Origin of the sequence: Bradyrhizobium sp. 33ap4 (assembly GCF_032654765.1) — a bacterium.
GTDB classification, from domain to species: domain Bacteria; phylum Pseudomonadota; class Alphaproteobacteria; order Rhizobiales; family Xanthobacteraceae; genus Bradyrhizobium; species Bradyrhizobium australafricanum.
In genome coordinates this window covers 18491-36123 of sequence record NZ_JAUMTJ010000053.1, presented here as the reverse complement: position 1 = coordinate 36123, position 17633 = coordinate 18491, and the positions used below count along the sequence as shown (strand labels likewise).

At 59.6% G+C, this 17633-nt stretch carries 16 protein-coding genes and 1 pseudogene; 5 read left to right on the top strand and 12 right to left on the bottom strand.

The features are described 5' to 3' along the window. Window positions 1–7: 7 nt before the first annotated feature. Entirely contained in the window at window positions 8–265 is a 258-nt protein-coding gene (locus tag Q2M23_RS32485) for a hypothetical protein (RefSeq protein ID WP_316398244.1), read from the bottom strand. Between the two features lie 944 nt (window positions 266–1209). On the opposite strand from Q2M23_RS32485, the gene Q2M23_RS32480 reads away from it, so the two are divergent. The 3 genes from Q2M23_RS32480 to Q2M23_RS32470 all read left to right on the top strand — a co-directional run bounded on the left by Q2M23_RS32480 (window position 1210) and on the right by Q2M23_RS32470 (window position 6501). Then, on the top strand, window positions 1210–3216 hold the full coding sequence (locus tag Q2M23_RS32480) for a ParB/RepB/Spo0J family partition protein (RefSeq protein WP_316398243.1): 2007 nt from the start codon (window positions 1210–1212) through the stop codon (window positions 3214–3216). A 718-nt stretch (window positions 3217–3934) separates the two neighbouring features. Next, entirely contained in the window at window positions 3935–4246 is a 312-nt protein-coding gene (locus Q2M23_RS32475; RefSeq protein WP_229191564.1) for a DUF736 domain-containing protein, read from the top strand. An 872-nt stretch (window positions 4247–5118) separates the two neighbouring features. Then, window positions 5119–6501, top strand: a complete 1383-nt coding sequence (locus Q2M23_RS32470; RefSeq protein WP_316398242.1) for a serine hydrolase domain-containing protein — start codon at window positions 5119–5121, stop codon at window positions 6499–6501. Between the two features lie 50 nt (window positions 6502–6551). On the opposite strand, the gene Q2M23_RS32465 is transcribed toward Q2M23_RS32470, so the two are convergent. Continuing rightward, a complete protein-coding gene (locus Q2M23_RS32465; RefSeq protein WP_316398241.1) occupies window positions 6552–6956 on the bottom strand; it encodes a hypothetical protein in 405 nt (134 codons plus the stop codon). A gap of 79 nt (window positions 6957–7035) precedes the next feature. Between Q2M23_RS32465 and Q2M23_RS32460 the strand changes: the two genes are divergently transcribed. Then, entirely contained in the window at window positions 7036–7266 is a 231-nt protein-coding gene (locus tag Q2M23_RS32460) for a helix-turn-helix domain-containing protein (protein WP_063709270.1), read from the top strand. Window positions 7267–7713: 447 nt separating this feature from the next. On the opposite strand, the gene Q2M23_RS32455 is transcribed toward Q2M23_RS32460, so the two are convergent. The 6 genes and pseudogenes from Q2M23_RS32455 to Q2M23_RS32430 form a co-directional block, all read right to left on the bottom strand. Then, window positions 7714–8184, bottom strand: a complete 471-nt coding sequence (locus Q2M23_RS32455; protein WP_316398240.1) for a hypothetical protein — start codon at window positions 8182–8184, stop codon at window positions 7714–7716. Window positions 8185–8199: 15 nt separating this feature from the next. Next, entirely contained in the window at window positions 8200–8862 is a 663-nt protein-coding gene (locus tag Q2M23_RS32450) for a hypothetical protein (protein ID WP_316398239.1), read from the bottom strand. A 79-nt stretch (window positions 8863–8941) separates the two neighbouring features. Next, window positions 8942–10474, bottom strand: a complete 1533-nt coding sequence (locus tag Q2M23_RS32445) for an ATP-dependent nuclease (protein ID WP_316398238.1) — start codon at window positions 10472–10474, stop codon at window positions 8942–8944. A gap of 111 nt (window positions 10475–10585) precedes the next feature. Further along, window positions 10586–11243 (bottom strand): annotated as a pseudogene (locus Q2M23_RS32440) (SOS response-associated peptidase). Window positions 11244–11246: 3 nt separating this feature from the next. Continuing rightward, the gene (locus Q2M23_RS32435) at window positions 11247–11894 is read right to left on the bottom strand and encodes a hypothetical protein (RefSeq protein WP_316398237.1); all 648 of its coding nucleotides are present in this window, start codon (window positions 11892–11894) and stop codon (window positions 11247–11249) included. Between the two features lie 32 nt (window positions 11895–11926). After that, the gene (locus tag Q2M23_RS32430) at window positions 11927–12340 is read right to left on the bottom strand and encodes a hypothetical protein (RefSeq protein ID WP_316398236.1); all 414 of its coding nucleotides are present in this window, start codon (window positions 12338–12340) and stop codon (window positions 11927–11929) included. A 169-nt stretch (window positions 12341–12509) separates the two neighbouring features. Between Q2M23_RS32430 and Q2M23_RS32425 the strand changes: the two genes are divergently transcribed. Then, complete coding sequence (locus Q2M23_RS32425) at window positions 12510–13262, top strand: hypothetical protein (RefSeq protein ID WP_316398235.1); 753 nt, start codon at window positions 12510–12512, stop codon at window positions 13260–13262. 432 nt (window positions 13263–13694) lie between these two features. On the opposite strand, the gene Q2M23_RS32420 is transcribed toward Q2M23_RS32425, so the two are convergent. From Q2M23_RS32420 to Q2M23_RS32405, 4 genes are read right to left on the bottom strand one after another with little or no spacing between them, the layout of a single operon-like run. After that, entirely contained in the window at window positions 13695–14306 is a 612-nt protein-coding gene (locus Q2M23_RS32420) for a TetR/AcrR family transcriptional regulator (RefSeq protein ID WP_316398234.1), read from the bottom strand. Between the two features lie 43 nt (window positions 14307–14349). Next, window positions 14350–15876, bottom strand: coding sequence for a class I adenylate-forming enzyme family protein (locus tag Q2M23_RS32415; RefSeq protein WP_316398233.1), 1527 nt, complete (start codon window positions 15874–15876; stop codon window positions 14350–14352). Beyond that, on the bottom strand, window positions 15873–16307 hold the full coding sequence (locus Q2M23_RS32410) for an OB-fold domain-containing protein (RefSeq protein WP_316398232.1): 435 nt from the start codon (window positions 16305–16307) through the stop codon (window positions 15873–15875). The genes Q2M23_RS32415 and Q2M23_RS32410 overlap by 4 nt, the downstream gene beginning before the upstream one ends. Window position 16308: 1 nt before the next feature. Further along, window positions 16309–17466 (bottom strand): thiolase family protein, encoded by a 1158-nt coding sequence (locus Q2M23_RS32405; protein WP_316398231.1) that lies wholly within the window; start codon window positions 17464–17466, stop codon window positions 16309–16311. Between the last annotated feature and the right edge of the window lie 167 nt (window positions 17467–17633).

Here is a 17633-nt window from a genome sequence, read left to right as displayed (position 1 = left end):
TCCTGAATCAGGGGCATTCGGGGCAGGTATCGCCGATCGAATCCAGGACCTCTCGAACCTCGGCCACGGCTTCATCAGTGGAGAAGCCCGCCGGTGGATCCTTACGGGCGATATCGAAGGCCCGATCCCGCGCATGCGGATCGGCGCGATCCTGCATCCAGCCGTGCTCCTCGCACTCGCGGATCGCACCCGCTTCCTGAAGCACGTGGATCGCCCATCCACGCAGCGTCCGTATCGCTGGCCTTCGTTCCCTCGTTGTCAGCATCGAACTCGCTCCTGACAGACGAATCGCTCTGCCCGCAATTCGTTCCCCTCCTAGCACATGCCTGGGATTCGCGAGGCTGCGAGCTCAATGATGACGTCCGATGCTCTTTGCTCGTCTCAGCCTTGCGCGTCTGTGCGAGATAACGATGGAAGACTGGGTTTGCGACTTCGAGAAGGCATCGGGGCAGGAGAAAGAAGAGTTGCAGAAAACTTCTCCAACGCGCAGATCAGTGACGCGGTGACAATGGCTCGCAGGAAGATCCAGGTTCGTCAAAGGTGGTCATCGTGTTCCTGTCCGGGTGCGTGCGGCGATGGCCGCACCGGGCTCTTGTGAACCGCGCCGTGTGTGACGTCTCGGCCCATCCGGCTGCGATCCCTCGCGCAAGCGCATATGACGCTCATCACGCTCGCAATATGTCGCAATATATTAATGTGTCGCTCGCCGGAGGCACTCGCTCGCGGGCCCCGCCGGCATTGCATGCCGGCGTCGCTATCGCTGTCCCGCGCTCGTGTGCCTTGTTAACCGGTCTCGCGACTGCAGTCGCCTCGGTGCCCGCGGTCATTGCATGACCGCGTCGCTATCACTGCCCTGTCGTCGGCTGCCTCCTTTGATTTTGTCACGCTTGGCTTGATTTCACTTCTTTCGGATTACGCAGGGTTCTCATCGTCGAAGCTATGGGGCGCTGCCCCTCGCGCGCGCCAGGGTGAAGCGCCGGCGCCGACTCGAGCGGTCTCCCCGGTCTTCCGCGCTGTTCTCGCTCTGACAACGTTGGACGACGTGGGCGCACGCTTGTGCAGACCCGCTTCTTGCGAAGCGGCCCTTCGGGCGGGCGAACCCCCTCCACTCGGGTCGCCCTGGCACTTGCTACCCCCGGTCTCGCCGACGGGCAGGGGCGCAGGCGCGGAGTGCGCCTGCACCCATGAAGCCAAAAAGGGAGATCGATCATGTCGGCCAAGTCAATTGGAATACCTGATGGAACAGAGGTTCGCATTCCGCTCGGCAAGCTCAAGAAGTCGCCGAAGAATGCCCGCAGGACGCCACACAGTGAGGCGGCGATCGAGGCCTTGGCGGCGAGCATCGCCGTCAAAGGCATCCTGCAGAATCTGGTCGTCGAGCCGGAGGTCGACGGCGAGGGGGCGGCGACGGGGTTCTTCTGTGTGACCATCGGGGAGGGCCGTCGGCTGGCCCAGCTGCTGCGGGTCAAGCGCAAGGAGATCAAGAAAAACGAGCTGATCCGCTGCGTCATCGATACCGCGAACGACCCCCACGAAATCAGCCTGGACGAGAATGTCACCCGGGAGAACATGCATCCGGCCGACGAGTTCGAGGCATTCCGGAAGCTCGCGGATGAGCGTGGCCTCGGTGTGGAGGAGATCGCGGCTCGCTTCGGTGTCACCGCGCATGTGGTGCGGCAGCGCCTGCGGCTTGGCGCGGTTTCGCCCAAATTGGTGCAGCTCTATCGCGACGGCGATCTGACCCTTGAGCAGCTGATGGCGTTTGCCATCACGGACGATCATGCCCGGCAGGAGGCCGTTTATGAGCGCCTGCCCTTCGACCCGGATGCCAGCACCATCCGCCGTCTGCTCACCGAAACCCACGTTCCTGCCACGGATCGGCGGGCGCGTTTCGTCGGGCTCGAGGCTTATACGGAAGCGGGCGGCACGGTGCTGCGCGACCTCTTTACCGAGGATCGTGGCGGCTATCTGGAGGACGTCTCGCTGCTCGATCTCTTGGCGACCGCAAGGCTCGACCGCGAGGCGGATACCTTGCGGGCGGCCGAGGGATGGAAGTGGACGGAAGCCCATCTCGACTTCCCGCATGCCCATGGCATGCGCAGGGTCTACCCGCATCCGGTCGAGCTTTCGGCGGAAGATCAGGCCGCCCTCCAGGCGGTTCAGACCGAGTTCGACCGGCTGACCGAGCAGCATCAGTCGGCCGAGGAACTGCCCGACGACGTGGACGCGCGGTTCGGCGAGCTGGAGGCCGAAATTGAGCGGCTGGAGGCGAAACAACAGGCCTACGATGCCACCGACGTCGCGCGCGGCGGCGCCTTCGTGGTCCTCAATCACGACGGTACGGTGCGGGTCGAGCGGGGTTTCATCCGCCCGGAGGACGAGAAACCCGAGTCCGAAGCCGGTCCGGAAGGCGGCGCCGAGGCGCGGGAGGAGGAGGGTCGGGACGGTGAGGAGGGCGCGCCGGATGGCGAAGACGGCGAGGAATCGAGCGACGAGGAAGACGAGGACCAGAAGCTATCCGACGCCCTTGTTCGCGACCTGACCGCGCACCGAACCTTGGGGCTGCGCCTCAATTTGAGCGAGCAGCCTGATGTTGCCATCGTGGCGGTCACCCATGCGCTCGCCGCGCAAATCTTCTATCTCGGAGCGAACGCGCATGTGGTCGGCATCCAGCCGGTGCGGACCGATCTGGCTGCGCATGCGGACGGGATCGAGGACACGCCGGCCGGCAAAACTTGGTCGGATCGCCATGGCAATTGGGCGCGGCAGGTGCCCAGAGACGTCGCCGGACTATGGGGGTTCGTGGCCGAGCTCGACCACGACAGCCGCATGGCGCTGTTCGCGCATTGCGTCGCTCTGACGGTCAATGCGGTCAAATTGCCGTTCGACCGGAGGCCGCGGGCGCTAGCGGCGGCCCGCCGTTTGGCCGAGGCCGTGGCTCTCGACATGACCGCCTACTGGCGTCCGACGGTGCGCAGTTATCTCGGCCGCGTCACCAAGGCGAACATCCTGGAAGCTGTCCGCGAAGGCGTCGGCGGGGAGGCGGCCGAGCGCCTGACGGCGCTGAAGAAGGCCGACATGGCGCAAGCTGCGGAGCAGCTGTTGGCGGCGACCGGCTGGCTGCCGACGTTGCTGCGGATGGCCGTGTCGCAGGGGCAAGCCGACGCGCAAAGCGAGGCGGAAAGCAGCAAATTCCGACCGGAAGCTGCGGAGTGAGACCGGTGCCGGGGCCGCTCAGGCGGCCCCGGCGTGATCAAAATTTTCGGCCGCGCACCTGACGGCGCGCGGCCGATTCCATGGATGCAAAGCGCCGACTCCCCACGCAAACGCCCGCTCCGATCAGGGGTACGATCCGCCTGATTAATACCCATTGCAGTAGCCAGGGTGGCTGTACCGCGTACCCGTCGACCCTCACCAGCGAGGCGCAGACCGGGGCCGGGAAGCACGGATCGTGCCTTCACCGTGCCTGTCGAGAGCGCATTCGGGCGGACAATAGCTCTGGCAGTGTGACCGGTTTTCTATGCGAACATGGGGCTGGTTCCCTTGCGTTCATCCGGCTGAATTTTCACTGCGAGTGATGTGCGGATATCGCCTTCTCCGAGCCGCTGTAGCCGTTGTCAATGCCGCGTAACCGGCCGTCGCCATGGAAATCTTCTTCAATTTCGTCATGGGCTCGCGTCCAACGCACCCTCGATTGGGCTGATCAAGCCCGGGGGACGGCAAGGGCCTCGATCGCCTTCCCGCAACGGCTCACGCCTGCTTTTTTCCCTGCCGCGAAGGGGGCGGCATTCCTCGCGGGGAGACAAAAAAGCGGGCTTTCGCCGTCCTCCGCTGGCGCTGCGGGCCTAAAGGCTGCGGGCCGATCGCTCCCCGGGCAAGGGATCGCCATCGAGGCTGCGATGGACGTGGCCCGAGCAAACAGACGGAGATTATCATGGCGACCATCGGCACTTTCACCGCTTCCGAGAACGGATACACCGGCTCGATCAAGACGCTGACGCTCAACATCAAGGCCAAGTTCACGGCATCCGAAAAGGACAACGACAAGGCGCCCGACTACCGCATCTTCGCGGGCGCGACCGAGTTCGGCGCCGCCTGGAAGAAGACCGTCCGCGACAGCGAGCGCGAATATCTCTCGGTCAAGCTCGACGATCCGAGCTTCCCGGCCCCGATCTACGCATCGCTGGTCAAGGTCGAAGGTGAGGAAGGTTTCAGCCTGATCTGGTCCCGCCGCAGCGGCGACTGATCCTGACGGATCATCGGCCCCGCCTCTTCGGAGGCGGGGCTTTTTTGCTTGCCTTGCGCGCCTTTGAGGGGAAGCGGAAGAGGATTTTGCGCTTGGAAGGGGGGCTTCCCGGCCTGAGAAAATGCGATCGATCGGATGGATTTTGGGACGGTATTTTGGGCCGAGCGACCGGCATTTCGCGTCGGACCTGGCTCCGATTTTCGATCGCCGGGCGCGTTATTTCGTCGGCTTCCAGGAGCGTCGACGCCTCGTTTTGCTGTAGCGAAACTGTGCCGTCGATGAACGTGGAACCCTGCACGGCACATCGGGATTTGCGCGATCGGTAACGCTACGTGACGTCGATGCAATGGCCTTGTCGCGGCAGAGAGAGGAAGCGTGAGCGGGGTGAACGTGAAGAATAGGAGAGCGCAAGATAAAAGCAATGGTGCCGAAGCACGGCTAAGTCGTTGTCTGGACATCCAAGAATTGTCGCCATAAGCGCGCTACGTATCGCCACAATGTGTTCAAGTGGCGCAGTGTCTTCGTGAAATTCGTCTGCATACTCCGTTCGGATGTGCTGTGCGGAGATTCCAACATCTCGCCGACAGCAGCGCATGCGAATTTTCGGAATGGGGTTCGTACCGACGGAACTGCCGCGTGACGGTCGCTTCCAAGTCACGCCCAACGTCGAGGTAATGTTTTCAACGCGACCACTCCTGTATGGCAGTCGTCGAAGCTGCTCGGAGTTAAGATGCTGGCGCGCGGGAAGAGGGACGAACGATATAGGTCGATAAGACGCGGGCTTGAATCGAGACTTGACCGCGCGTTCGATCCAGCCTGCAATGTGCCGCGGAACAGCCCGAAGGTCTCCCTCCGATAGGTTTCAAGCATCCATGTCAGACTGGCTCTCTTCTGCCCTCGATTACATCCCCACCTGGATTGATTATCAGCGGGAACTGTTCGATCAGCCGGGAGTCTCGCTGGCGATCGCTCACAAAGGTCAGGTGCTGCTTGAACACGCGAGCGGTTTGGCCGATCTCGCAACCCGCGAACCACTCACCCCCAGTCATCGCTTCCGCGTCGCCTCGCACTCGAAGACGTTCACGGCGGCTGGGATCATGTTGTTGCGTGAGCGCAATAAGATCTGGCTTGACGACCGCCTGGGTGAGTATCTGGCAGATCTTACGCCGCAGGTTTTTGATGTCACTATTTCGCAGCTGCTTTCGCATGCGGCCGGCCTGACCCGCGACGGGCCTGACGGCGGTCAGTTTTCGGACCGCCGTCCCTTCCTGAGCGAGGCGGAGTTTCGTGCCGATCTCTCCGCGCCACAGCCGCTCGGGCCCGGCGTCACGTTCAAATACTCCAATCACGGTTTCGCGTTGCTTGGTAAAGTCATCGAGAAGGTGACCGGTGAGCCGTATGGCCGGTGGATCCATGATCACGTCGTCGCCCCAGCCGGCCTCACAGAGACGACGCCCGATTTCGATCCGACCGTCTGTCGTCCATTCGCCCGTGGCCACTCGACGCGCCAACCCTATGGTCGGCGCTTCGTCATCCCCGGGGACAATGTGACGAACGATATGGCCTCGGCGACAGGCTTTACGGCTACCGCCGGCGACCTCGCGCGGTTTTTCGGCCAGCTTTCTCCCGGCGCCCAATCGAGCATATTGACGGCGGCAAGCCGCCGCGAGATGACGCGACGCCATTGGCGCGATGCCCACTCACAGCTGGAGCGCTACTACGGTCTAGGCACGATTTCAGGTCCGCCAGGTCCGTGGGGTTGGGTTGGTCATGCCGGTGCCTTCCAGGGAACGCTGACGCGCTCGGTGGTTCTGCCGGAGCAGGATATCGCGATCAGCATCCTCACCAACGCCATAGACGGTCTCGCGAATGTCTGGTTCGAGGGCGTGATCCACATACTAAAGACCATCCACGATGTCGGTGCCCCGGGACCCGAGACCGCTCACTGGCGCGGCCGCTGGTGGACCCTGTGGGGTCCGTTGGATCTTGTGCCCGGCAAAGACAGGGTGTTAGTTGCGACGCCGAGCCAGCTGTCCCCTTTCTTGGACGCGACCGAACTAAGTCCGTCCGGTATCGACAAGGCAGTCGTGACGTCGGCGCAGGCATTCGGGGATCTCGGTGAGGCCTGTCGTCTTTTCCGTGGCCCTGCCGGCATGGTCGAACAGGTCAGGATCGGCGGCAAACACTTGGTGACTGAAGACGCGATCCGGTCCGAAATACGACACCGGTACCAGCCGAGCTCAGGCGCAGTTTAGACGACGTTCTGTCTCGATAGATGTTAACGCGTCTTGAAGGCCAAGTTGGGTCAACTATTTGATGCCCGATCTATGGCGGTTCTTACCAAGGCGATCGCGCGTTCGAGTCGGCTGGACAGAAGTGCGAGGTCTTCCAGGGTTGCCTCCTCCATTCGTAGCGTTTCCGCGCTCAATGTGTCGCTCATAAGGTCATCAATCGAAAAGACGATCTCCGCTGCGTGGCCAACTTCACCAAGAACATTCGATAGTCCTGGGACAATCTCGCCACATGGCGTGATGCGCACCGACAGCCTCGTTTTCGAGATTAAGAGGTTCTCGACCGTCTCTGCCGGCAGATCGACGGCCGAAACGATTGCCCCGTCCAACCGATACCCAAACCGGTACACGCCGGCGTGGGGCGAGGCCACACCGGGTACTTCAATGAACGGCTCTAGGTCTGACGCTTGAGACTTCATGAGTTTTCGATAGCTGCGCGCTGTCCATATCGCAAAAAAGAGGCGATATGGACTATATTCCCTAGAGACTATATGCCCCATGGTGCCCGATCCTGCAATGCAGGATTGGTGCAGCATCGTAGGGGGAAACGTGCGACGGCTGCGGCAATCGAGGCGCATGACGCAAGAGGAGCTCGCATTCGAGGCGCAAATAGATCTAACTTACGTCGGTGGCATTGAGCGGGGCCGTCGAAATCCCAGTTTGTTAGTCATGGCGAGAATCGCACGGGCGCTTTCCGTGCCCATCACTAAACTATTTGTGGAATCCTGAAATCGGCAAAGGCGACGAGGCTACGTGCCCCTCCGCCAGACCTTGGTTAGCGCGCGCGCTTCTCGAAGGGCCAAGGGAGGCCTCCGAAAGCGCGGGAGCTCTATTGGGAGGTTTGGTAGGGACGGCCTGTCGCAGAACGCCTCACTCGTGCCAGCGCTGGCCCCTGGCTACGCCTCCTTGGCAGCGATAGCCTATCGGCGGCGCAACGGTTGACGCGGGTGAGGGTTACGATGGTCTGGTTTGGGGGCTCATTGTCTGTGGCGACTCGATCTGCGGCCCTTGGGCATGGTCGATCAGCCACAATGGTGCGGCGCGCGAGAAGCTTTTCGGCGCGCCGCTTCTACCGCCGCGCCCTAAATATCGCGAGGGAAAGCCGGCGAAGATCGTTTACATCCGAGGACCGATGTTCCCGAGATAGGCGAGAGAAGTGCGATGGCTGCGTCGATCCTAGTTGGGCGCCGGCGGCAGGCACTTGTTAATGCGGGCATCCTGTCTCGTCTTCACGAAGCGGCAGACACCGAGCAAGGATTCCTCGAAGAGCTGATCGACCGATGGCGTGACGCCGGTCGTATCGTACATCATGCCGAGGGGAATCCCTCGACTGCATTCATTCGCGTTGCGGGTCCGATAGACGAGGTCGTCGCAGCGCTGTTGGTGTGCACCAATATCCTGCAGCGCCTTAGCGCGCAGCTCTTTGTCGTAACGTTTTAGGTTTTCCTGTTCTGCGAGCGCATCAGCACGCAATTTTCGAATCTCTTCGTCCGACATCTGCGAGACGCGGTAGGCCCGCATCTCTGAGAGATCGGCAGCGGCCCAATCGTCGCGCTTTGCTTGATAGACGATGCCACCGCCAATGAAGCCAACGAGCGCGACCGCGACGGCAATTCCGAGAGCTGGCCAACTGATCAAACGGGCCATTGGTGGATTCCCCGGCTACGGCAGAAAAGCGCCGACCAAAGCTTTCATGAATCCCTCGAGCGATGTTCGGGCAAGAATGAGCGCTAGAAGCGCGAACGCAGCAGGAACGCAGACCTCCGCACCCTTGCGCACCTGCCTTAGAACGCGAGGTAATTGTCTGACCCCGATGCGGCGCTCCGCCTTTTCTACGGCAGCATTTGCGGCATCTTCCACTTTGCCATACGCATCCCACCAAGGTTCCGGGTCCGGTTCATAGTGGCCGTCGCGTATCTCGCGTTCCTGTTGGACCATGTCGTCATCGGCGGACTGAGCCGAGGCGAGAGCGGCCTTTGTGCGCTCTCCTTCGATATATCGAGTCACCAGCACACCGGTCTCACGATCACGCATCAAGTCGGTCGATGCACGGAGCATGAAACTAACCAGCAGCAAGAGGACGCCGAGTGCTAGCAGCATCGATAGCACGTCAGAGCGTCCTCCGAAGTCTAACGGGATAAGGTTCGTAGGTAGAAGACGGACATTGAAGAGAACAGCCGTCATGCAGATTGCCGATGTTACGACCAGATGTCGAGCCGTGCGCATGGTTTCTTCGCTGAGCGGGTCTCCGTAGAGGCTCTCCAAGAAAGTGCTCGCGGACACTGCGTCGGCGTTCGTATCGTTGTTATTTTTTTCGTCGGCCACTTAATGCAAAATTCCGAATAATGGGTCTGAGTCTTAAGATTGAGGATAGGTTGGCATCGCGGGATGACGACCTGCAGCATCACTTTCGCAGGGGCTCCTCTTCGGCCTTGCCGGCAATAAAATCAGCTATTCGGCGTGCCTCGGCTGGATTGCCAGCCATCCAGAGACCGATGAAGGCTGACGAGACTATCGCGACCGGGATCAATCCTGCCTTTTGCCCGACTTGGCTGAACAGCAAGTGAGGATCGCGATTTGTTTGATTTACCTCGATAACGATTCTCCGTACCTTTTCTTCCTGATCGGGCTGGAGATGCAGGGCAACGGCGAGCTTCATCGATAGCGTGTCGAGGTTTGAGGCTACGTAGTTGAAAACCTCGGCCTCGGGAGCTTGGCCCGGCAACTTGATGACGCCAGCGGCTTCATCGGCGGGCTTTGGGCTGTCACCGTCTAGGATGCAGGCCGATTTCAACTTCCCTGAAACTGCCGGATTGCGCTGGTGCGAGGTGTGGATGCCATAGGCCTGCCCATCGCCACTGACGGCATAAACTCCGATCTCGTCGATGTGCTCTGGGACGAGATTTCGGATTATGCTTTCGACCCATTCCTTGGCGAAGGAGTCCTCTACAAAGATCGCGAGCGACTCGTCGATCCGGCCCGTGATCGCGCGGAGAGCTTGGATTGAAATCCGTCCCTGTCGTACCTTGCCGTCAATCGATGACCAAATCGCTTCGGGTGGTAGCGGCAACAGAGCATCTTCCGAATGCGTCGTAAAAATTGACTGCGTCGATTTGCGTCCCGCCACGTCGATTAGGTATTCGACCATTCGGCGAACGGCCACAGGATGCAAGCCGTTCTCGATTTCTTCGATCAGGATGAGGGTATTGTCGGGCGCGGACTCGATTTCGCTCACCATGCGGATGACAGACGACTCTCCGGCACCAAAGTGGAATTCGGAATACGTGATCGTTCCGTCACCGCCAACGTAGAAGCTCTGCGAGTTGGATATCGCCGCATGCTCGAATCTCGAAACATCTTTGCCGAGTATTTTTGCGACCTGTTTTTGGACCTCTGCCGTTAGTTGGCTGCGTTTGCCAGAGAACTTGTAGTTCACAGTAGCCAGCTTCTTAAACTCCCGCCGTTCGCCAGCTGGAACTGTTCGTTGGATACCGAAGTACAAGACCGGCCTTTCAATCAGGTCGTCTCTCACCCACTTTGATCGCTTGAACTTTGCGCTGCGTTGAATGAGCTGAGTGGGGTTTTTGCTCTTTTGGACAATGTCGAAGCTGATGCCCCAATCCGACATGGTCTCGTCGCCTATGAAGCTTTTGGGAAAGAATAGTGCGGGGCGAATAGATTTATGAGCGATCGCCGCAGCGCCGAGGATCGTCGACTTTCCGCCTCCATTAGTGCCGATCAATGCAGTAACGGGGAACTCGAAATCGACGACCTCGCCCGCGAATGCCCTCGCTTTCGCGAGCTTCATCCGCCTGAGATACGAACCGTAGCTGTTTGATTTGACCTTTTGCAGCAGGGCGCGCACCTCGCTGTCTCGGATTTCTGATTGATATGGCCCCATTATTCCTCCAAACCCCGGCAGCGCGGCGCGTTCCACCTGACTTTGGCACAATAGTGTCAGGGTGCAATCGGGGATAGGTCGAACCGGCCGATGACGCTTTTGGCGGGTAGGAAATCCACAAGCCTAAAGTAGTGGGGCAGAATGCCGTCACACGGCCAACTTGTCCTCTTTGTCCGCGCCGGGCATCACGATCTTGAGCGCGTCATCCGGCAATGACCGCTGCAGCGCCTTGGCCTCATCCCAAGGCGCGCGCATCCACACGTCGCGCTCCTCATCGGTCGTCAGGATCACCGGCATGGCCTTCTCATGATCGGGGCGACCACCACGTTGGGCACGGTGGTCAGGAAGCCGTAGACCAGATGAGGCCCGGGGATGGGTTTGGATTTGGTGCCCCGGTCGCCCTTGAATTCGGTCCAGATGCCAGCGAACGCGGTGAGGGGCCGATCGTCCGCGAGCGCGAACCAAACGACATCCTTCTTTTTTGTCTCCAGGTTCGGCTCCGGCGCATACTCGGCGAAGCTGTTGAACGGGACAAGGCAACGGTTCTCCGGCTTGAGCCAGCCGCGCCAGTGCGGTGACGAGGTGTTGCGGATGTTCGTGACCGGTGGCCCGCCTGTGCGCGGCGGGGGCGGCGTGCCCCAGCGCATCATGATCATCTCGCGCTCTTCGGCGGCGGCATTCCGGTCACGGGGGCAGGGTAGTCAGGAAACACGCCGGGCATCGGCGCGAGGTTACCGACGTAACGGTTGACCACGCGGAAGAGGTTGAGGATCGCGGCTTGGTTTGTAGTTATTGAATATTGCACATGTCATCGAAAGACCCGGAACAACGCTGCGATGCTCTCCCAAATGGTCGCACGCACGACCGTTTCGGCGGCCACTTGAGCTAACCGACCGGTGGATCTCGATGAAGCGAGCTGAACGGTGGCGTGCGACGAGGGAGGCAGACCCAATCTGACTTTCAACGCTCCTCGGTCTAGCTCCGCGAGTTTGGTGTACTCTTCGCTTTTTGCGTAGACCAGCCAAAGCAGCGCGTCTTGTTCCGCTTTTGGCAGGTGAGAAACCTGATCTTGCATCCTCTTGATGAACGCGGTGTATCTCGTCTCGATGAACTTCCTATCGCGCCCGAGGATTTCGCGCCAGAACTCATCCACCTGCGGCGTAACGTCGATAGTTTCGACGGCAGCTTGAGCAAGACGATCAGCCGAGCCTGCGGTGGTAGGAGGACTCAAACCCAGCCTGACCTTCAGTCCTTCCGGGTCATTCTGCTGCAAACTTCCATAGATGGCCATCTGTCGCATGATCGGCTGAAGTGCCTCTGCCTGTTGCGCCGCTGGTAGGCGCGCAACCTGAGGTTCCAGCCTATCCATGAACTCTCCGAATTTCCTTTTCTTGGTTTCGGGATCGTCCTCCAGACTATCGCGCCAGACCTCATCCAGTTGCTCCAAAAAATTCATAGGTGATGCTCCAAAGTAAAAATCTGAAATTTCTATCTCTCTCCCGGCCACCACGTCGAAGGTGGGTCATTGGCGGAAATCGTCGTGGCCCGCAGCGCCACGAGGTGGCTGCGCTTGTAGGGATAGCCCTGGACCGCCGAGCAATCCTTGCAGCGCATGCGGCGCTCCAGCTCGTGCACGGCTGTCGATTTTGGTTTGCGGACGATGGTGAGGTCGATGGTCTGATGCGACTCGCAGCCGAGGCAATTCACCTCAAGGTACCGATAGCCCGCATTGAGCGCGTCGCCGAGGGCAGGGGACGGCTGCGCCGGTCCCTGAAAGCCGAGCATGCGTGCGTTCCACGCCTCGCAGGCCAGTCGGTCGGCTTTCCGGCGCGCCTCGGCGGCTTGCTCGGCCGCCGCGCGGACGGAGGCGCCGTAGATTCGTTCCCGGGATTTGCTGCCCATGCAGAGAACAATGCGCCGGGAGGAGCAGTGAGAGCAAGCCGCCAGCGGTTGGGGCCGTGCGTGCGGCTTGGCACACGGGCTTGGTCAACGGAGCAAAGCTAAGAGCCAGCTCACCACGTCGTCGCTTTTTGGTGTTACAACAATGCCTTGAGGTGCGCTGGAGGGGGCGATGCCAAAGCAATGGGGGGCCGTGCTTCAAGGGCACGAGTTCGATCTGCAAGACTGGCGTGACATGCTCAAGCCGCCGTTTGATCCGTGGGTCGAGGTGCATGGAGCCGATACAGTATTGCGATCAAACTCGTTTGGTGACCTCACATCTTCGAATGAGGTGCGCGACCGGGCAGTCACTCACATCGAGCGGTTGAACGGGGCTATGTTTGTCGCGATGCAGGGGCAGCCGCTTCAATTCGGCGGGGTTATCGAATTTGCATCCGATGGCAAGCATAGTAGGACGCTGTTCGCTGAGGGGTTTGTTGAGCGCGCTCGGTTGAGAATGCACGCAGTGGCCGTCGTGATAGGGCCGGACGGCGTGCCGAAGCCGAACCCGCCTCCTAAAGAGAGCGACGTCCAAAGATGGGCGGCCATCGCTGACACGGACGATCTCTTGGAAGATGCGTTGATCTTTTTCGGCCGGGCTTCTCCGTCCGATCACGGTTCTCCACCGACCTTTTGGTTCGACATTTACAAAGCCCTCGAATGCCTGATCGAGAAATTCGGCGGCGCGCACAAATTCTGCACTCTCAATTGGGCTCCCAAGGCACAGATTGAGAACCTAAAACGGACCGCCGATTGGGGCAGGCACGCCAGCCGGAGCCGGAGGCATCCCCCGCCGCCCAATCCGACAACCAAGCAAGAAGCCTACGAACTGATGGCAAAGCTGCTGCGAAAAGCGTTTGAGGCTGGCGACGCCTCACGGCCTTGAAAGCTGGGATGCGATACCCGACGAGCAGGCGTGCAGCTTACCGGGCCACGGTGGCAGTTAGGGTGCTGGCGCGCTCGGAGAGATTCCAACTCCCGACCCGCGGAATCGAAATCCATGAGTCAGCTGGCAGCCAGATCGCGTCAGGTCGTTGGGAAGACTGTCCAAAGGCATTTAGACGCCGGAAATGCACCCAAGCTCGTCATCTACCTCCGCAACCCGTTGAAATCACATATAATGCGAACTCCCTCCGAGCGCACCATAAGCCCAACAGGGATACGTTTTGCTGGCACAGCATGCCACCGAACGATTGGGAGGAGTTGACCAATGTTAGCGGAGGGCCAAGACGTGACTGATAAGGCCTGGCTGCAAACCTTGTCTGTTCACGGAATGCGCGAGCGTGCTCCGCGGTGCCCACAAAAGTCGGAAGTGCGGTTAGGGCTTGGCGAGGATCTCGTCGATCATCCTGTTGATCGCCTCGCGCGCATTCGTTCGCATTCTCGGACTAGACTTGACCAGTTGCAGAATGACATGACCATGTACCTCAACCAGCATCCGATCGACGGTTTCTTCGATCGGTATATCGCCGCGGATTTCGCCAAGCTCCTTGCCTTCCATGAAAAGCTTGACCCAGAACCGGCGCTGTTTGTCGAAGCGTTTGGCTTGAATTGATTGAATTTCAGCGTCGCGGGTGCTCATCGCGACATAGTTTATCCAGAAACGCCACCACCGCTCCTTGGGCGACTGCAATGCGTAGGATAAAGCGATGCGGCGAAGCTGGGCAACTGGCGACCCCTTGTATTGATCCCAGTCATCCGGCAATTCATAACCAGATTCCAGCGCCGCGGCGATCAACGCTTCCTTGCTACGAAAATGATAAGTGATGGTGCCGAGGCTTACCTTGGCAGCATCGGCAACTTGCCGCATCGTGAGATTTTCGATCCCTTGCTCCGCAATGAGATCATACACCACGCCTGCGATGTACTTCTGTTGCAGTTGTCCGCGGGTTTGGGGTTGGGGTACCCGCTCAAGGGAATTGGCAGTCATTTACGATGTTGCGCTCGTTCGTTAGGTAAGCACGCTTGGCCTATCAGTGTCGTGTGCTGAATAGTGTCCGCAATTGGTTCTTGATCACCTTGCCGGTACTATTTCTCGGCAATTCGCGCAAGAAAACCACGTGCTTCGGCTTTTTGTAGCTCGCAAGCACGGAGGCACACCATCGAATCAAGTCGTCTTCGGCGAGTATAACATCGACCTCTGGCTCGATGAACGCAGCAACAGCTTCCCCGTAAACGTCGTCGGGGACGCCTACGACGGCCGCGTCGGCAACCCCGCTATATCGGAGCAGCACTTGCTCGACCTCTTTGGAATAGATGTTGTATCCGCCAGACAGCACCATGTCTTTCTTGCGATCGACAATATGGAGAAACCCATCCTCGTCGAAACGGCCGATATCGCCTGTCTTGAACCAGCCTTCCTGGAAGGCGTCTTTCATCGCCTGCGGTTGATTGAAGTACGTCCGGAACAGCAGATATTGTCCGGGCAAGCCGCATCTCACCCAAATCTCTCCTGCTTCGCCGGTGTTGACCGTCTGCCCGTCTGCATCGACGAGGCGCATTTCGACACCGGGGGTGACGCGACCGACCGAAGTCCCATGGTCGAATTGTTCGTCCGGCTTGAGCATCGCCAGCGAGCCTGCCTCGGTCATCGCGAAAAATGAGAATATTTCAAGCTTCGGCAACGCCTTAAGCAAACGCCGCTTGATCTCGGTTGGAAAAGCCTCGCCCGTTGCGACCAGCACGCGCAATGAACTGAACCGCGTTGGTTCGGCCTCGATGACAGGCAACATCATTCGTCCGACGGTCGGAACGATCGAAATCAAGCTGATCTTTTCGGCCTCGATCAGCCGCGCCGCTTCATTTACGTCAAAGCGAGGCATAATATGCAGCGTCGCGCCCAACACGGCCATGTTGCCGACCCGTGCAAATGCCGTGCGATGCGCAAGCGGCGTCGTCACGACGATGCGATCATCGGACGATAGCTTCCAATACATCGCGTTCAAGAAGCCGTTTCCGACGATATAGTTCGCCTGCGTGGTTATGACCCCCTTTGGACGTCCAGTCGTACCGGACGTGTAGGAAATCATGCAATCATCGTGCTCGGGAGGCAGTTCAATTGGCTCCGGTTGACATGCGAGCATCGACGCAATGGAAAAATCAGCCGAGTCGTTGGAAGGCCCGACCACGAAGCGGCGGATGGCGTCTCCATTACAGATATTGTCTACCACTTCACGCTCGTCTTTGCTAAAGAAGACCGCAGCCGGCGCCGCGTCCGCAAAGATGATCGCAATCTCGTTGGTCGACAATCGCATGTTGATCGGCATCGCCAGCGCGCCACTCTTCACAATCGCGAAGAAGACTGTGACGAACTCGCAGCAGTTGGGCAGGCACACTGCCACGCGATCGCCGGTGGCGATCCCCGATTTGCGCAGGGCCGTTGCTATACGATCGCTGTCCTCGTGTAATTGACGAAATGTCACGCGGGTTTCGCCGCAGACGAGGGCGAATTTATCAGGGAACGCCTGCGCTTGCGCGGCCAGATAGGATGCAAGTTTCACGGCTCGACTCGTACAGGAGCGAAATCAGGATAGACGGTTTCGTCGTTCAGCCGGTCCCAACGAACTTCGACCGGCATGCCGATGGCAACTTCGTCCTCGGAACAACCGACGAGATTGCACAGAAACCGCACTCCCTCCGCGAGGTCGACGTAGGCGCAAAGGTAAGGGGCACGCGCCTCGTGACCGGGCCAGGGAGAGCGCGTGACCGTCCACGAATAAACCGTGCCCTTTCCCGAGGTCTCGCGCCATTCGATCGTATGTCGACCGGTATAGAGACTGATTGGCCGCGGATAATGCTGGTATCTTTGAGTCTGTGTGCAGAACTGCAGCATAAGCTTGCCGCGTTTGGCCCCACTCCAGAACTCCTTGGTATCCAGATAGGAGCCAATCTTCGGCAGCGGGCGCTGAGGCTTGATGGTGTCTTCGATCATATCATTGCTCCAGGATCATCACGCCGGACGTGCACCAGTTGCGCGCATAGGGAATGCCGCCGATACCGGTCACCATGGCATTCTGGGTTCTCTTGATTTGACGGGGACCACCGTCACCAAACATCTGCCGAACCGCTTCAACCAGATTGAGCCCGCCGCCCGCGAGACCTGGTTGACCGGCAGATATCTGACCGCCTCCGGTGTTGAGCGGCAAATCGCCGTTGAACGTCATGTCCCGGCCGAGGACAAAATCCGCACCCGCACCCTGTGGGCAAAAGCCGATCTGCTCAAGCTGCAACATGATGGCGATAATGAAGTCGTCGTATGGATGAAACGACTGGATGTCCGAGGCTTTGAGCCCGGCCTGCTTGAGCGCCCGCGGACCGGATTCGAGAAACCCGGAATCGATGATTTCAGTCATCGGCTCGGTCACCTTGTAGTGTGTCCTCTCCGCGTAGCCCGTCGGATAGACCGCCTTGAGGCCTCGCCTCGTCGCCTCTGCCGCCGACATCACCAGAACGGCATTCGCACCATCACAAACCATCACGCTGTCCAGCACACGCAGCGGGTCCGAGACCAACTTCGAATTCAGATAGTCGTGCTCGGTCATCGCCTTGCGCAGCCGCGGACAGGCATTGTCATTCAGGATCGCATGCTGCCGCTGAGTGACCGCCAGCTTTGCCAGTGCGTCTCTGTTCAGGCCATAAAGATGGTCATAGCGGCGCATGATCATGCCGAAGGCGCCGACAGGTCCGCGTAAGCCAGTTGGATATTGAAATTCGTGACGCTGTGCACCTTGCTCCGGCGTCGCGCCACTGGATTGCGCGTCCGCTGCAAGGACCAGCGCAATCGAGCACATACCGCTGCGGATCGCCATTGCCGCCCGGGCCACGCCGCCGATGCTCGATACACCGCCCAATCCCATCAGTTCGAGCCAGCTCGGCGAGATGCCTAGTACATCGGCCATGTATTGCGCCCAAAATGGATTGGCGCTCTCGCTCATGGTTTCCGAAACGGAGAGCCCATCGATTTCGGACTTATCGACGTTGGTCCGGGCCAGGATCTCGTCGAGGGCGTCTCCCGCAAGCTCATAGGATGTACGTCCGGTACGGACATCTATTTTTGTCTCAGAATACCCTACGATCGCAACGTCTCTCATGGCGCCCTCACATATCAATAATCAACCGTACATCTGTACGAATAGTCGTACAAGTGTACAAATCAAATGCGGACTGGTGGCGCCGGGGGATTGCTTCCGCGACATGCTCGATTGTCCGCCTCATCCTCCCGCCGGCGCAGGCGAGCATGCGGATCTCATTTTTCTGC

Coding starts and splice junctions, on each gene's coding strand:
- Q2M23_RS32485 (WP_316398244.1), bottom strand. CDS start 265: ATGCTGACAACGAGGGAACGAAGGCCAGCGATACGGACGCTGCGTGGA.
- Q2M23_RS32480 (WP_316398243.1), top strand. CDS start 1,210: ATGTCGGCCAAGTCAATTGGAATACCTGATGGAACAGAGGTTCGCATT.
- Q2M23_RS32410 (WP_316398232.1), bottom strand. CDS start 16,307: ATGATCGAAGACACCATCAAGCCTCAGCGCCCGCTGCCGAAGATTGGC.
- Q2M23_RS32405 (WP_316398231.1), bottom strand. CDS start 17,466: ATGAGAGACGTTGCGATCGTAGGGTATTCTGAGACAAAAATAGATGTC.
- Q2M23_RS32475 (WP_229191564.1), top strand. CDS start 3,935: ATGGCGACCATCGGCACTTTCACCGCTTCCGAGAACGGATACACCGGC.
- Q2M23_RS32430 (WP_316398236.1), bottom strand. CDS start 12,340: ATGGGCAGCAAATCCCGGGAACGAATCTACGGCGCCTCCGTCCGCGCG.
- Q2M23_RS32425 (WP_316398235.1), top strand. CDS start 12,510: ATGCCAAAGCAATGGGGGGCCGTGCTTCAAGGGCACGAGTTCGATCTG.
- Q2M23_RS32420 (WP_316398234.1), bottom strand. CDS start 14,306: ATGACTGCCAATTCCCTTGAGCGGGTACCCCAACCCCAAACCCGCGGA.
- Q2M23_RS32455 (WP_316398240.1), bottom strand. CDS start 8,184: ATGGCCCGTTTGATCAGTTGGCCAGCTCTCGGAATTGCCGTCGCGGTC.
- Q2M23_RS32460 (WP_063709270.1), top strand. CDS start 7,036: ATGGTGCCCGATCCTGCAATGCAGGATTGGTGCAGCATCGTAGGGGGA.
- Q2M23_RS32465 (WP_316398241.1), bottom strand. CDS start 6,956: ATGAAGTCTCAAGCGTCAGACCTAGAGCCGTTCATTGAAGTACCCGGT.
- Q2M23_RS32435 (WP_316398237.1), bottom strand. CDS start 11,894: ATGAATTTTTTGGAGCAACTGGATGAGGTCTGGCGCGATAGTCTGGAG.
- Q2M23_RS32470 (WP_316398242.1), top strand. CDS start 5,119: ATGTCAGACTGGCTCTCTTCTGCCCTCGATTACATCCCCACCTGGATT.